Source organism: Lelliottia sp. RD5, from assembly GCF_056032945.1.
This window is the reverse complement of sequence record NZ_JBVYHQ010000015.1, coordinates 1-16135: the sequence shown is the minus strand read 5'-3', so window position 1 is coordinate 16135 and position 16135 is coordinate 1. Positions and strand designations below refer to the sequence as shown.

Below are 16135 nucleotides of genomic sequence, written 5' to 3'. Positions count from 1 at the left end.
GTTCCGTCATTCCAGAGAAACACGGATCTGGAGGTGAACGGAATAGACCACAGAGCCGCATGTTGATCTCACCAAACCCGCAGGCCAACTGATTGTGCGGTCTGATGCCCTCACCCCGGCCCTCTCCCACGGTGAGAGGGAGAAAACATTAAAAAAGCAACGTGCGTTGCCTTTTGCTTTGAGCGGATGCGGCCTGATGCCCTCACCCTTGCCCTCTCCCCGGGAAGAGGGAGAAAACACTAAAAAGGCAACTGACGTTGCCTTTTTGCTTTTACCTCACCCCCAACTCCGTCTCCCAGAGAAAGGGAAAACATCACCCCTTCATCCACGCCCGGATCCCATCCAGGAACATCTGCGTCGCCATCATCACCAGAATCAACCCCATCAGGCGCTCCAGCGCATTCACCCCTTTCTCGCCCAGCAGGCGCAAGAACAGCGACGATTGCAGCAAAATAATAAACGTTCCGCCCCAGGCGATCAGCAGGGCGATCACCAGATGGCTCATCTGATTGGGATACTGATGCGACAGCAGCATCAGCGTGGCGAGAATCGTCGGACCGGCGACCAGTGGGATCGCCAGCGGCACTATAAACGGTTCTTCGCCCGCGGGCAGGCCGCTGCTGCTGCCTTCGGCACTGGGGAAAATCATCTTAATGGCGATCAGGAACAGAATAATACCGCCGGATATTGAAACCGTTTCAGCGCGCAGGTTCAGGAACGCGAGAATTTTTTCACCGGCGAACAGGAAGATAAACATCACCAGCAGCGCGATAAGCAACTCGCGGATCATGATCGCCCGACGGCGCTTGGGTTCAGTGTGTTTCAGCACCGACATAAAGATGGGCAGGTTGCCGAGTGGATCCATAATCAGGATCAATAGCACTGCGGCGGAAATGATTTCAGTCATTATTTTTATCCCTGATAAAGCTTGTGGTTTCTGGTGTAATTAGTGGTATTACTGATCGCAGCGCCATCATCGATTAATTTCGCTTGCGACTTTGGCAGCATTTTGTAATGTGAAGCATATCCCAGTTGAATACTGGTTTGCACAAACAGCACACACCTCTGCAGGAAATAATAGATATGAAAAACGTTGGTTTTATCGGCTGGCGCGGTATGGTCGGCTCTGTTCTCATGCAACGCATGGTTGAAGAGCGCGATTTTGACGCCATCCGCCCGGTCTTCTTCTCCACTTCCCAGTTCGGGCAAGCTGCGCCCGCGTTCGGCGGCGCGTCTACGGGCACGCTTCAGGACGCCTTTAATCTGGAAGCGCTGAAGGCGCTCGACATTATCGTGACGTGCCAGGGCGGCGATTATACCAACGAAATTTATCCAAAGCTGCGTGAAAGCGGCTGGCAGGGCTACTGGATTGACGCGGCGTCTTCCCTGCGCATGAAAGACGATGCCATCATTATTCTCGACCCGGTTAACCAGGGCGTCATCACCGACGGCCTGAACAACGGCGTAAAAACCTTTGTGGGCGGCAACTGTACCGTCAGCCTGATGCTGATGTCGCTGGGCGGCCTGTTCGCACAGGATCTGGTTGAGTGGGTCTCTGTGGCGACTTATCAGGCAGCTTCCGGTGGCGGTGCGCGTCACATGCGTGAACTGTTGGGGCAGATGGGCCAGCTGCATCATCACGTGGCAGATGAGCTGGCGAACCCGGCTTCAGCCATTCTGGATATCGAACGTAAAGTGACTCAACTGAGCCGCAGCGGCGAGTTGCCGGTCGATAACTTTGGCGTGCCGCTGGCGGGCAGTCTGATCCCGTGGATCGACAAACAGCTTGATAACGGTCAGAGCCGTGAAGAGTGGAAAGGCCAGGCTGAGACCAACAAAATTCTCAATACCTCCACGGCGATCCCGGTTGATGGTCTGTGCGTTCGCGTCGGCGCGCTGCGCTGCCATAGCCAGGCATTCACCCTCAAACTGAAAAAAGATGTGTCGATTCCGACCGTGGAAGCGCTGCTGGCAGCGCACAATCCGTGGGCGAAAGTGGTGCCAAACGACCGCGACATCACCATGCGCGAACTGACGCCTGCGGCTGTTACCGGCACGCTGACCACGCCGGTGGGCCGTCTGCGTAAGCTCAACATGGGGCCGGAGTACTTATCGGCCTTCACCGTCGGCGACCAGCTCCTGTGGGGCGCCGCCGAGCCGCTACGCCGCATGCTACGCCAGCTGGCGTAATAATTTTTTCAACACAGGGGTGATTTTCACCCCTTTTTTTTGCGTACTACATGGAGTAAAAACGCAGATGTCACATTTTTTATCGGGAGTGATGTAGAGCGTTGGCTATGCTTTAAGGGAGATTGAATTCTTACCTGAGGGTGGGACGGAGCAGATTGGACAATTTTGCTGCATCGTTCAGGTCACATTAAAAGTCGTTCCGGAGCGCTTAAATAGGACGACATTAAAAAAACAGGATGAATACCATGTCCGATCGTATTGATAGAGACGTGATAAATGCGCTAATTGCGGGTCATTTTTCCGACCCATTTTCTGTGCTGGGTATGCACCCAACAGAGGTGGGGCTGGAAGTCCGTGCGTTGTTACCTGATGCCACTGAAGTGTGGGTCATTGAACCCAAAACTGGCCGAAAAGTGGGCAAGCTTGAGTGCCTCGACTCGCGCGGTTTCTTTTCTGGCGTGATCCCCCGCCGTAAAAATATCTTCCGTTATCAGCTTGCCGTGCTCTGGCATGGACAAGAAAACCTGATTGACGATCCCTACAGCTTTGGCCCCCTGATCCAAGAAATGGACGCCTGGCTGCTGTCCGAAGGCACCCATTTACGCCCCTATGAAACGCTGGGCGCGCATGCTGATACGATGGACGGCATCACCGGAACGCGTTTTTCCGTGTGGGCACCCAACGCGCAGCGCCTCTCGGTTGTGGGTCAGTTCAACTACTGGGATGGCCGCCGCCACCCGATGCGTCTGCGTCGTGAGTCCGGCATCTGGGAGCTGTTCATCCCCGGCGCGCACAACGGTCAACTCTATAAGTTCGAGATGATCGATGCCCACGGCAAGCTGCGCGTCAAAGCCGATCCGTATGCCTTTGAAGCACAAATGCGCCCGGCCACCGCCTCGCTGATTTGCGGGCTGCCGGAGAAAGTCGTTCAGAGCGAAGAGCGCAAACAGGCGAATAATTTTGATGCGCCGATTTCGATTTACGAAGTACATCTGGGCTCATGGCGTCGTCATACCGACAATAATTTCTGGCTGAGCTATCGGGAACTGGCCGATCAGCTGGTGCCGTACGCCAAATGGATGGGCTTTACCCATCTGGAACTGCTGCCGATTAATGAACACCCGTTCGACGGTAGCTGGGGCTATCAGCCCACGGGTCTTTACGCGCCAACGCGCCGTTTCGGGACGCGCGATGATTTCCGCTATTTCATCAACGCCGCCCACGCCGCCGGATTGAGCGTCATTCTCGACTGGGTGCCGGGCCATTTCCCGTCCGATGATTTTGGTCTTTCGGAATTTGACGGCACCGATTTGTACGAACACAGCGATCCGCGCGAAGGCTATCATCAGGACTGGAATACCCTGATTTATAACTACGGGCGTCGCGAAGTGGCGAACTATCTGGTCGGCAATGCGCTGTACTGGATTGAACGCTTTGGTATCGACGCCTTGCGCGTGGATGCAGTGGCGTCGATGATTTATCGCGATTACAGCCGCAAAGAGGGCGAGTGGATCCCGAATGAGTACGGCGGCCGCGAAAACCTCGAAGCCATTGAATTCCTGCGCAACACGAACCGTATTCTCGGCGAGCAGGTGCCGGGAGCGGTGACGATGGCGGAAGAGTCGACCGATTTTCCTGGCGTGTCGCGTCCGCCGTCAATGGGCGGGCTGGGCTTCTGGTACAAGTGGAATCTTGGCTGGATGCACGACACGCTGGATTATTTCAAGCTCGATCCCGTGTTCCGTAAGTATCACCACGACAAACTCACTTTCGGGATGCTTTACAACAACACCGAAAACTTCGTGCTGCCGCTGTCGCACGATGAAGTGGTCCACGGTAAGAAATCGATTCTCGACCGCATGCCGGGCGACGCGTGGCAAAAATTTGCCAACATGCGCGCCTACTACGGCTGGATGTTTGCCTTCCCGGGTAAAAAACTGCTGTTTATGGGCAATGAATTTGCTCAGGGACGGGAGTGGAATCACGACTCCAGCCTCGACTGGCATCTGCTGGAAGGCGGCGACAACTGGCACCACGGCGTGCAACGTCTGGTACGCGATCTCAACCTGACCTATCGCCATCACAAAGCCCTGCACGAGCTGGATTTTGATTCGTACGGGTTTGAATGGCTGGTGGTGGATGACCACGAGCGCTCGGTGTTTATTTTTGTGCGTCGCGACAGTGCGGGCAATGAAATCATTGTGGCCAGTAACTTTACGCCTGTGCCGCGCCCGCATTATCGCTTTGGTATTAATCAGCCAGGTAAATGGCGCGAAATCCTCAATACCGACTCCAGCCATTATCACGGTAGCAACGCGGGCAATGCGGGTGCGGTTCACAGCGATGAATATGAAAGTCATGGCCGACCTAACTCGTTAAGCCTCACGCTGCCACCGCTGTCCACCATCTGGCTCGTCCGGGAGGGTGAATGACCCAACTCACGGCAGGAAAACCCGCACCGCTCGGCGCCAGTTTTGACGGCAAAGGGGTGAATTTCACCCTCTTTTCCGCCCATGCGGAGCGGGTAGAACTCTGTGTGTTTGACCGCGAAGGCAACGAATATCGCTACGATCTGCCTGCGCGCGAAGGGGATATCTGGCACGGCTATCTTGAAGACGGCAAGCCAGGGTTGCGTTACGGTTTTCGCGTCCATGGCCCCTGGCAGCCTGAGCACGGGCTGCGCTTCAATCCGGCTAAATTACTGCTCGACCCCTGCGCGCTGCGCGTGGAAGGCGATGTCAAAGACGATCCCCTTTTTCTGGATGGCGAGCAGCAGCCCGATCCCCGCGATAGCGCAGCCATTGCGCCCAGAAGCGTGGTCGTGAGCGATGTGTATGACTGGGAAGGCGACAGCTCACCCGACATTCCATGGGGCAACACGGTGGTTTACGAGGCCCACGTAAAAGGGCTGACGTATCTGCACCCGGCGATCCCGAAAGAGATCCGCGGCACCTATAAGGCGCTCGGCCATCCGGTGATGATTGCCTATCTTCAACATCTCGGCATCACCTCGCTTGAACTCTTGCCGATCTGGCATTTTGCCAGCGAGCCGCGTTTGCAGCGGCTTGGGCTGACCAATTACTGGGGCTATAACCCGCTGGCGATGTTTGCCCTTGATCCGCGCTACGCCTCGCATCCCGAGAGAGCGCGGGACGAGTTTCGTGATGCCGTAAAAGCGCTGCATCAGGCGGGTATTGAAGTGATTCTGGACGTGGTTTTGAACCACAGTGCGGAGCTGGATCTCGACGGACCGACGCTCTCCCTGCGCGGAATCGATAACCGTAGCTATTATTGGATCAGGGAAGATGGCGATTATCACAACTGGACCGGCTGCGGTAACACCCTCAATCTCAGTCATCCAGCAGTGGCGGAGTATGCGCACGCGTGCCTGAAATACTGGGTTGAGACTTTCCATATCGACGGTTTCCGCTTCGATCTGGCTTCGGTGATGGGCAGAACGCCGTCGTTCAGCCAGCAGGCGCCGTTGCTAGAGGCGATTAAAAACTGTCCGGTACTTTCGTGCGTGAAGCTGATCGCTGAACCGTGGGACATCGGTGAAGGCGGCTATCAGGTGGGGAATTTCCCGCCGCCATTTGCGGAGTGGAACGATCATTTCCGCGATGCGACGCGCCGTTTTTGGCTCGAAAGAAGTTTGTCGCTGGGTGAGTTTGCCGGACGATTTTCCGCCTCCAGCGATGTGTTTAAGCGTCAGGGGCGAAAACCGTTCTCCACGGTCAATCTGGTGACGGCGCACGACGGATTTACCCTTCGCGACTGCGTTTGTTTCAATCAGAAACACAATGAGGCGAACGGTGAGGAAAATCGCGATGGCACTAACAATAACCACAGTTTCAATCATGGTATAGAAGGATTAGGCGGCAGTCAGGATGTCATCGAGCGGCGACGCGCCAGCGTCCATGCGCTTCTGACAACATTGCTGCTTTCACAGGGGACGCCGATGTTGTTGGCCGGTGATGAACAGGGTCACAGTCAGCACGGCAACAACAATGCGTATTGTCAGGATAACCCCTTAACCTGGCTCGACTGGGAACAGGCGAATAGCGGGCTCACGCATTTCACGGCGGCGCTGATTCAGCTTCGCCAGCGCATTCCCGCACTCACTGCGGATACGTGGTGGGAAGAGGGTGACGGTAACGTCCGCTGGTTAAATAAAGATGCGCAGCCGTTGAGCGCGCCAGAGTGGCAGAACGGTATCCCGTGCCTGCAAATCCTGCTTTCGGATAACTGGCTCATCACGTTTAACGCGACGCAAGATGTCGTTGAAATTGTTTTACCTGACGGGGAGTGGCGCGCCATTCCTCCTTTTGCTGGAGAGGATAATCCGGTAGTGGCGGCTGTCTGGCACGGGCCTGCGCACGGAGTGTGTGTATTCCAAAGATGATAAAAAAGGAGTTAGTCATGGTTAGATTAGAGAAGAACGATCCCTTGATGTTAGCGCGCCAGTTACCCTTAAAAACGGTTGCGCTGATTCTTGCCGGTGGACGTGGTACCCGTCTAAAAGATTTGACCATCAAGCGTGCTAAGCCTGCCGTTCACTTTGGTGGTAAGTTCCGCATTATTGATTTTGCATTGTCGAACTGCCTTAACTCCGGTATTCGCCGTATCGGTGTCATCACTCAGTATCAGTCGCACACGCTGGTGCAGCACATCCAGCGCGGCTGGTCATTCTTCAGCGAAGAGATGAACGAGTTTGTCGATCTGCTTCCGGCCCAGCAGCGCGTTCACGGTGAAAACTGGTATCGCGGCACGGCGGATGCGGTCACGCAAAACCTCGACATCATTCGTCGCTACGGCGCGGAGTACATCGTTATCCTTGCGGGTGACCATATTTATAAGCAGGACTACTCGCACATGCTGATCGACCACGTCGAAAAAGGGGCGCGTTGCACCGTCGCGTGTCTGCCAGTGCCCGTTGCTGAGGCGACGGCGTTTGGCGTGATGGACGTAGACGAAAACGATCTCATTATTGATTTCGTCGAAAAACCGGCGAATCCGCCGACCATGCCGTCAGACCCGACCAAATCGCTCGCCAGCATGGGTATCTATATCTTTGATGCAGAATACCTTTACGACCTGCTGGAAGAGGACGACAAAGACGAGAGCTCCAGTCACGACTTTGGCAAAGACATCATCCCGAAAATTACCAAAGCTGGCATGGCTTATGCACATCCCTTCCCGTTGTCCTGTGTGCAGTCTGACCCAACAGCAGAACCGTACTGGCGCGACGTCGGCACGCTTGAAGCTTACTGGAAAGCGAACCTGGATTTAGCGTCTGTGACGCCTGAGCTGGATATGTATGACCAGAACTGGCCGATTCGCACGCATATGGAATCGCTCCCGCCCGCGAAATTCGTGCAGGACCGTTCCGGAAGCCACGGCATGACCCTGAACTCGCTGGTGTCGGGGGGCTGTATTATTTCCGGTTCAGTCGTTGTGCAATCGGTGCTGTTCCCGCGTGTGCGGATCAATTCCTTCTGCAATATTGATTCGTCAGTATTGCTGCCGGATGTGTGGATCGGGCGTTCGTGCCGATTGCGTCGCTGCGTCATTGACCGCGCCTGTATTATCCCGGAAGGCATGGTGATTGGCGAAAATGCGGAAGAAGACGCGCGTCGTTTCTACCGTTCAGAAGAGGGCATTGTACTGGTCACGCGTGAAATGCTGCGCAAACTGCAGATCAAACAGGAGCGATGATGCAGGTTTTACATGTCTGTTCAGAGATGTTCCCGCTGCTGAAAACGGGCGGGTTGGCGGATGTACTCGGCGCATTACCAGCGGCACAAATTGCAGAGGGCATCGACACGCGCGTGTTGTTGCCCGCTTTCCCTGATATTCGTCGTGGCATCCCCGACGCGCAGGTGGTGAGCCGTCGCGACACGTTCGCCGGGCGCATCACCCTGCTGTTTGGACATTACAATGGCGTCGGCATTTACCTGATTGACGCGCCGCACCTTTACGATCGTCCAGGGAGTCCGTACCACGACACGAACTTATTCGCTTATACCGACAACGTGCTGCGTTTTGCGCTGCTCGGTTGGGTCGGGGCGGAAATGGCGACCGGTCTGGACCCGTTCTGGCGTCCGGATATTGTCCATGCACACGACTGGCACGCCGGTCTTGCACCCGCTTACCTCGCGGCGCGTGGCCATCCGGCAAAGTCGGTCTTCACGGTGCACAACCTGGCGTATCAGGGCATGTATTATGCCCATCACATGAATGAAATCGATCTGCCATGGTCGTTCTATAACATGCACGGCCTGGAGTTTAACGGGCAGATTTCGTTCCTGAAGGCCGGACTGTATTACGCCGATCATATTACGGCGGTCAGCCCGACGTATGCCCGCGAAATCACCGAGCCGGAGTTTGGATATGGGATGGAAGGGTTGCTGCGTCAACGCCAGCGTGAAGGACGCCTGACGGGTATTCTGAACGGTGTGGACGAAAAAATCTGGAACCCGGAAACCGATCTTCTGCTGGCATCGCGCTTTAGCCGCGATTCGGTTGAAGATAAGGCCGAGAACAAACGGCAACTGCAAGTGGCGATGGGACTCAAAGTGAACGACAAAGTCCCGCTGTTTGCGGTGGTTAGCCGTCTCACTAGCCAGAAAGGGCTGGATTTGGTGCTCGAAGCGCTGCCTGGATTGCTGGAGCAGGGCGGCCAACTGGCGCTTCTTGGCGCGGGCGATCCGGTATTGCAGGAAGGTTTCCTTGCTGCTGCCGCGGAACACCCGGGGCAAGTCGGCGTGCAGATTGGTTATCACGAAGCGTTCTCCCATCGCATTATGGGCGGTTCCGACGTGATCCTTGTGCCGAGCCGCTTTGAACCGTGTGGCTTAACCCAGCTCTACGGATTGAAATACGGCACGCTGCCGTTAGTACGACGCACGGGTGGGCTGGCGGATACGGTGTCCGACACCTCGCTTGAGAATCTGGCGGACGGCATCGCCACCGGATTTGCGTTTGAAGACAGCAATGCCTGGTCGCTGCTACGGGCGATTCGGCGGGCATTTGTATTATGGTCGCGTCCCTCTTTGTGGCGTTTCGTGCAACGCCAGGCGATGGCGATGGATTTTAGTTGGCACGTTGCGGCGCAGTCCTACCGCGATCTTTATCAACGCTTGAAGTCGTAAGGCGGAGTTACTGATATGAATGCACCATTTAGTTATGCATCCCCGACGCTCAGCATCGAGGCATTAAAACATTCCATCGCCTACAAGCTGATGTTTACGATCGGGAAAGATCCCGTGATCGCCAACAAACACGAGTGGCTCAACGCCACGCTGTTTGCTGTGCGTGACCGTCTGGTGGAACGCTGGCTGCGCTCTAACCGCGCCCAGCTGTCACAGGAAACGCGTCAGGTGTATTACCTGTCGATGGAGTTTTTGATTGGTCGCACCCTTTCCAACGCGCTGTTATCGCTCGGTATTTATGACGATGTCAAAAACGCACTGGAAGAGATGGGGTTAGATTTAGAAGAGTTGATCGACGAAGAGAACGACCCCGGTTTAGGCAACGGCGGTTTGGGGCGTCTGGCGGCCTGTTTCCTTGACTCGCTGGCCACGTTGGCGCTGCCTGGGCGCGGGTACGGCATTCGCTACGATTACGGTATGTTCAAGCAAAATATCGTCGACGGGCGTCAGAAAGAGTCACCGGATTACTGGCTGGAATACGGCAACCCGTGGGAATTCAAACGCCACAACACGCGCTATAAAGTGCGGTTTGGCGGGCGTGTCCAGCTCGAAGGTAAAAAGAGCCGCTGGCTCGAAACCGAAGAGATCCTGGCGGTGGCCTACGACCAGATTATCCCTGGCTACGACACCGATGCGACCAACACATTGCGTCTGTGGAACGCGCAGGCCAGTAGCGAAATCAACCTCGGTAAATTCAACCAGGGCGATTACTTCGCGGCGGTGGAAGATAAAAACCACTCCGAAAACGTCTCGCGCGTGCTCTATCCGGATGATTCCACCTATTCCGGGCGCGAGCTGCGGCTGCGTCAGGAGTATTTCCTGGTGTCGGCGACCATCCAGGATATTCTCAACCGCCACTATCAGTTGCACAAAACCTACGACAATCTGGCAGAAAAAACGGCGATTCACCTCAACGACACCCACCCGGTGCTGTCTATTCCTGAGCTGATGCGCCTGCTGATGGATGAGCATAAATTTAGCTGGGAAGAGGCATTTGAAGTCACCTGCCAGGTCTTCTCGTACACCAACCACACGTTGATGAGCGAAGCGCTGGAAAGCTGGCCTGTCGATATGCTCGGCAAAATTCTGCCGCGCCATCTGCAGATCATCTTTGAAATTAACGACTACTTCCTGAAAACGTTGCAGGAACAGTACCCCGAAGATACCGGCTTGCTGAGCCGCACGTCGATCATTGATGAATCCAACGGGCGTCGCGTGCGCATGGCGTGGCTGGCGGTGGTCGTCAGTCATAAAGTGAACGGGGTGTCTGAACTGCACTCGAATCTGATGGTGCAATCGCTGTTTGCCGATTTCGCGAAAATCTTCCCGATGCGTTTCTGCAACGTGACGAACGGCGTCACGCCGCGTCGCTGGCTGGCGCTGGCGAACCAGCCGTTGTCGGAAGTGCTGGACGAAAATATTGGTCGCACGTGGCGAACCGATCTCAGCCAACTGAGCGAACTCGAACAGCACATGGATTTCCCGCTGGTGAACAAAGCGGTGCGTGATGCCAAGCTACTGAACAAAAAACGCTTAGCCGTTTATATGGCGCAGCATCTGAACGTGGTCGCGAACCCAAAAGCGCTGTTCGACGTGCAGATTAAACGTATCCACGAGTACAAACGTCAGCTGATGAACGTGCTGCATGTGATTACGCGCTACAACCGCATTAAGGCCGATCCGACGGCCGAATGGGTGCCGCGCGTGAATATTTTTGCCGGAAAAGCCGCCTCGGCGTACTACATGGCAAAACACATCATTCACCTCATCAATGATGTCGCAAAAGTGATCAACAACGATCCGCAGATTGGCGATAAACTGAAGGTCGTGTTTATTCCAAACTACAGCGTGAGTCTGGCACAGCTGATCATTCCGGCGGCGGATCTCTCCGAACAGATTTCGCTGGCGGGTACGGAAGCGTCCGGAACCAGTAACATGAAGTTTGCGCTGAACGGGGCGTTGACGATCGGCACGCTGGATGGTGCAAACGTGGAGATGCTGGAGCACGTTGGAGCGGATAACATCTTTATCTTTGGTAACACGGCGGAAGAAGTGGAAGAACTGCGCAAGCAGGAATACAAACCGCGTGATTACTACGAGCAGGATGAAGAGCTGCGCGAAGTGCTAACGCAAATCGCCACCGGCGTGTTCAGCCCCGAAGAGCCTGGACGCTACCGTGATCTGGTCGATTCGCTGATTAACTTTGGCGATCATTATCAGGTGCTGGCGGATTTCCGCAGCTACGTAGACTGTCAGGAAAAGGTGGACGAGCTTTATCGCCATCAAGAGGAGTGGGCTGCCAAAGCGATGCACAACATCGCCAATATGGGTTATTTCTCGTCTGACAGGACCATCCAGGAGTATGCCGAGAAGATCTGGCATATTGATCCGGTGAGGTTATAAACCTCAAACCCTCTCCCCTAAGGGAAGAGGGGCTGCTCAGCGCTGTTTTATAGGGCTGGCACACCGCACCGAAGTAAAAGCAAAAAGGCAACGTAAGTTGCCTTTTTTAATGTTTTCTCCCGCTCCACTATGAAAGCCAGTAGGAGAAGATCTGGGTCTGCGCCTTCCCCAGTGGGCGATTTCAGCTTTGCTCCAGCTCCCGGGGGGAAGGCGATCTCAGCTTTGCTTCTGCTCCCAGTGGGAAAGCGATCTCAGTATTGCTCCCTCTCCCTGTGGGAGAGGGTTGGGGTGAGGGCATCAGACCGCACCGACTCAGGACGCTAACGACAGCTCACCCTTTCCCGCATTTTGCGCCAGCCATTGCGCTACGCGAGACTGCTGCTCGGCATCAAGCCACATCCCTTCTTTGGTACGACGCCAGATTGCATCGTCCAGGCGACGCACCCATTCGTGTTCAACCAGATAACGCAACTCTGCTTCATAAAGCTCATGCCCAAAATGCTCGCCCAGATCGGCAATACTTTGCGCTTCACCGAGGATCAGCTCGGTATTGCTGCCATAGGTGCGTGCGAAGTGGCGGGCCATCGATTCGGTAATGAACGGATAGCGGCGGCGCAGTTTTGCGGCGTAATCATCGCGGTTGCTGCCGATGTCTCCGCCAGGCAGCGTTGCGCCTTTCGTCCAGGCCGGACCGATATTTTTGTAGTACGGCGTCAGTTTTTCCAGCGCATGTTCAGCCAGCTTACGGTAGGTCGTCAGTTTACCGCCAAATACCGACAGCAGCGGTGCCTGGCCATCCACGTCGTGAATATCCAGCGTGTAGTCACGGGTGATTGCCTGCGGTGAATCTGACTCATCATCGCACAGCGGACGCACGCCAGAGTAAGTCCAGACCACGTCATCACGCCCCAGCTGTTTCTTGAAGTGTGCGTTGTACACCTTCAGTAAATAGCCAATTTCATTCTCGTCGATCTCGACGTTTTTCGGATCGCCGTTGTACTCCACATCAGTGGTACCAATGATAGAGAAATCATCCATCCACGGAATAACAAACACGATGCGTTTATCTTCGTTTTGCAGGATGTAAGCCTGTTTCTGGGTATGCGCACGTGGAACGACGATGTGGCTGCCTTTGATCAGGCGAATACCGTACGGGGAGGGCAGATGCATACCGTCGTCAAAGAACTGTTTCACCCACGGGCCGGTGGCGTTGACCAGACCGCGCGCCTGCCAGCTGAATTTCTCGCCGGTATCAATATCTTCGGCATCGACAATCCACAGGCCGTTTTCACGGCGAGCGGCGGTCGCACGCGTGCGGGTTTTCACTTCACCCTCTTTCTTCACCACCATCTGCGCATTCGCGAGTACGAGGCGGGCATCGTCCACCCAGCAGTCGGAATATTCGAAACCGCGCACGATTTCCGGTTTCAGCACCGAATCTGCGCCAAAACGCAAACCGGTAGAAGCGGGAAGACTGGTGCGTTTACCCAGATGATCGTACATAAACAGACCGATACGAATCATCCACGCAGGGCGCAAATGCGGGCGATGAGGCAGGCGGAAACGCATCGGAATCGCCAGATGCGGAGCCATTTTCAGTAAAACTTCACGCTCGGCCAGCGCTTCGCTGACCAGACGGAATTCGTAGTGTTCCAGGTAGCGCAGGCCGCCGTGGATCAGTTTGGAGCTGGCGGACGATGTCGCACAGGCGAGATCGTTGGCTTCCAGCATCAATACAGATAAACCGCGTCCTGCGGCATCTGCCGCGATGCCGGCACCGTTGATGCCGCCGCCTATCACAATCAGATCTTTGGTTTCCATATCACCCTCATGCACTTTCGTTAAAGCTCATAAATGTTCGATATCGCTCATAATAGCAAAGGAACGCGTTTTTGGTAACATCAAAAAAACAATTTTGAGTGATAGAGATAACATAATGGCGTTTAGCCGCCGCCAGGACGTACACTACGCGGTAAAATAGTGCGGTCTGATGCCCTCACCCCAGCCCTCTCCCACGGAGATAGCGGGCAGATTTCCTCTACCCGGGTGTATTTTTCTCCCTGGAGGAGAGGGTAACGTCGCACCAACCTGAATAATGAAAAGAGAAAACCATGGATCAATTTGAATGCATTAACGTTGAAGAAGCCCATCAGAAAATGCATCAGGGAAAGGCGGTGTTGGTGGATATCCGCGATCCGCAAAGCTACGCGATGGGACATACGCCGGGTGCGTTCCACCTGACGAACGACACCCTGGGCGCGTTTATGCGCGATAACGATTTTGAAACGCCAGTGATGGTGATGTGTTATCACGGCAACAGCAGCAAAGGCGCAGCACAGTATCTGCTCCAGCAGGGATACGACGCGGTCTACAGCGTTGATGGTGGCTTTGACGCTTGGCATCGCCATTTCCCGGCGGAAGTTGAGCACGCGTTTGGGGGCTAAAACCTCTATACTGTCCCCCTTTGTGTGGAACTAAGCGACTGCCGCCCATGTTGATGATTACCTCTTTTACCAATCCGCGCGTCGCTCAGGCGTTTGTCGATTACATGGCGACGCAGGGCGTCGTTCTGACGATCCAGCAGCATACGCAAACTGACGTCTGGCTGGCGGATGAAAGCCAGGCTGAGCGCGTGAATGCTGAGCTGGCGCGTTTCCTTGAGAATCCCGCCGACCCGCGTTATCTGGCTGCGAGCTGGACCACCGGCCATATGGACAGTGGATTGCATTATCAGCGCTTCCCTTTCTTTGCCACCGTGCGCGAACGCGCAGGGCCGTTTACGCTGCTGCTGATGGCGGCCTGCATTCTGGTGTTTATCATCATGAACGTGGTCGGTGACCAACCTGTGATGATCGCCCTGGCGTGGCCGTACGGTCCAGCAGTGCAATACGACGTCTGGCGCTACTTTACCCACGCGCTGATGCATTTCTCGGTTCTGCATATTCTCTTTAACCTGCTGTGGTGGTGGTATCTCGGCGGCGCAGTTGAGAAACGACTCGGCAGCGGCAAGCTGATTGTGATCACCCTTATCAGCGCCTTGCTCAGTGGCTATGTGCAGCACAAGTTTAGCGGCCCGTGGTTTGGCGGTTTGTCGGGCGTGGTGTACGCCTTGATGGGATATGCCTGGCTTCGCGGTGAGCGTGACCCGGAAAGTGGCATTTATATGCAGCGCGGTTTGATAACCTTTGCATTAATATGGCTAATTGCCGGATGGTTTGATCTGTTTGGTATGTCTATTGCGAACGGGGCACATGTCACCGGGCTGGCCGTTGGGCTGGCGATGGCCTTCGCTGATACGCTGAATGCGCGAAAACGAACATAATTCCAGGGATATTTCATGAAACAGACACAGCGACATGACGCCATTATCGAACTGGTTAAAAAACAGGGATACGTCAGCACCGAAGAGTTGGTTGAGCAATTTGCCGTTAGCCCGCAGACCATTCGCCGTGATTTGAACGATCTGGCCGACCAGAACCGAATTTTGCGCCATCACGGCGGCGCGGCTTTGCCGTCCAGCTCGGTGAACACGTCATGGCACGACCGTAAAGCGACGCAAACGGCTGAGAAAGAGCGCATTGCCCATAAAGTGGCAAGCCAAATTCCTAACGGCGCGACGCTGTTTATCGATATCGGGACTACGCCAGAAGCGGTGGCGCATGCGCTGCTTAACCATGAAAATCTGCGCATCGTGACTAACAACCTGAACGTGGCCAATACGCTGATGCAGAAAGAAGATTTCCGCATCATTCTGGCAGGTGGCGAATTGCGTAGCCGCGACGGCGGAATTATCGGTGAGGCGACGCTCGACTTTATCTCTCAGTTCCGCCTCGATTTCGGCATTCTGGGGATCAGCGGCATCGACAGCGATGGTTCGTTGCTGGAGTTTGATTATCACGAAGTCCGCACCAAACGCGCGATTATCGACAATTCCCGCCACGTTATGCTGGTGGTGGATCACTCCAAGTTTGGGCGTAATGCGATGGTGAACATGGGCAGCATCAGCATGGTGAATGCGGTATATACCGATGTGATGCCGCCAGCGGGCGTGTTGCAGGTGATTAAAGATAACAATGTGCAACTAGAGCTGTGCTGAAGTAAAAGCAAAACGGCAACCTGAGGTTGCCGTTTTTGGTTTTGCTCCCGAGTCTCTTGGGTGAGGGACGGGCGCATCAGGCAGCACCCGAAAAACAGAACGGCACCGAAATTACCTTTTTGATGTTTGCTCCCTCTACCAGTGGATGAGGGTATCAGGCATCATTACCCTCGCAGACCGCAGACCGCAGACCGCAGACCGCAGACCGCAGACCGCAGACCGCAGACCGCAGACC

Annotated in this window: 11 protein-coding genes; 9 read left to right on the top strand and 2 right to left on the bottom strand. The window is 55.1% G+C overall.

What is annotated here, in order from left to right:
- Positions 1–313 precede the first annotated feature (313 nt).
- Complete coding sequence (gene yhgN, locus AC0LWE_RS22285; RefSeq protein ID WP_015960802.1) at positions 314–907, bottom strand: NAAT family transporter YhgN; 594 nt, start codon at positions 905–907, stop codon at positions 314–316.
- Between the two features lie 176 nt (positions 908–1083).
- Here yhgN and asd point away from each other — a divergent pair, with 176 nt between their 5' ends.
- The 6 genes from asd (at position 1084) to glgP (ending at position 11804) form a co-directional block, all read left to right on the top strand.
- Positions 1084–2190 (top strand): aspartate-semialdehyde dehydrogenase, encoded by a 1107-nt coding sequence (gene asd, locus AC0LWE_RS22280; protein ID WP_219347303.1) that lies wholly within the window; start codon positions 1084–1086, stop codon positions 2188–2190.
- Between the two features lie 245 nt (positions 2191–2435).
- On the top strand, positions 2436–4622 hold the full coding sequence (gene glgB / locus AC0LWE_RS22275; protein WP_474266216.1) for a 1,4-alpha-glucan branching enzyme: 2187 nt from the start codon (positions 2436–2438) through the stop codon (positions 4620–4622).
- Entirely contained in the window at positions 4619–6592 is a 1974-nt protein-coding gene (gene glgX / locus AC0LWE_RS22270) for a glycogen debranching protein GlgX (protein ID WP_219347304.1), read from the top strand. The genes glgB and glgX overlap by 4 nt, the downstream gene beginning before the upstream one ends.
- Before the next feature lie 17 nt (positions 6593–6609).
- Complete coding sequence (gene glgC / locus AC0LWE_RS22265; RefSeq protein WP_133632496.1) at positions 6610–7905, top strand: glucose-1-phosphate adenylyltransferase; 1296 nt, start codon at positions 6610–6612, stop codon at positions 7903–7905.
- Positions 7905–9341, top strand: coding sequence for a glycogen synthase GlgA (gene glgA, locus AC0LWE_RS22260; RefSeq protein WP_202668696.1), 1437 nt, complete (start codon positions 7905–7907; stop codon positions 9339–9341). The genes glgC and glgA overlap by 1 nt, the downstream gene beginning before the upstream one ends.
- A gap of 15 nt (positions 9342–9356) precedes the next feature.
- Positions 9357–11804 (top strand): glycogen phosphorylase, encoded by a 2448-nt coding sequence (gene glgP / locus AC0LWE_RS22255; RefSeq protein ID WP_234592764.1) that lies wholly within the window; start codon positions 9357–9359, stop codon positions 11802–11804.
- Between the two features lie 312 nt (positions 11805–12116).
- On the opposite strand, the gene glpD is transcribed toward glgP, so the two are convergent.
- Positions 12117–13625 carry a glycerol-3-phosphate dehydrogenase gene (gene glpD / locus AC0LWE_RS22250; protein ID WP_059180306.1) on the bottom strand — a complete coding sequence of 503 codons (1509 nt, stop codon included), beginning with the start codon at positions 13623–13625 and terminating at the stop codon, positions 12117–12119.
- Positions 13626–13915: 290 nt separating this feature from the next.
- Between glpD and glpE the strand changes: the two genes are divergently transcribed.
- Genes glpE through AC0LWE_RS22235 form a run of 3 tightly spaced genes read left to right on the top strand, consistent with a single transcriptional unit; the run spans position 13916 to position 15900 of the window.
- On the top strand, positions 13916–14248 hold the full coding sequence (glpE, locus tag AC0LWE_RS22245) for a thiosulfate sulfurtransferase GlpE (RefSeq protein WP_059180305.1): 333 nt from the start codon (positions 13916–13918) through the stop codon (positions 14246–14248).
- 47 nt (positions 14249–14295) lie between these two features.
- Complete coding sequence (gene glpG, locus AC0LWE_RS22240; protein WP_059180304.1) at positions 14296–15126, top strand: rhomboid family intramembrane serine protease GlpG; 831 nt, start codon at positions 14296–14298, stop codon at positions 15124–15126.
- Between the two features lie 15 nt (positions 15127–15141).
- Positions 15142–15900 carry a DeoR/GlpR family transcriptional regulator gene (locus AC0LWE_RS22235; protein WP_059180303.1) on the top strand — a complete coding sequence of 253 codons (759 nt, stop codon included), beginning with the start codon at positions 15142–15144 and terminating at the stop codon, positions 15898–15900.
- Positions 15901–16135: the final 235 nt, after the last annotated feature.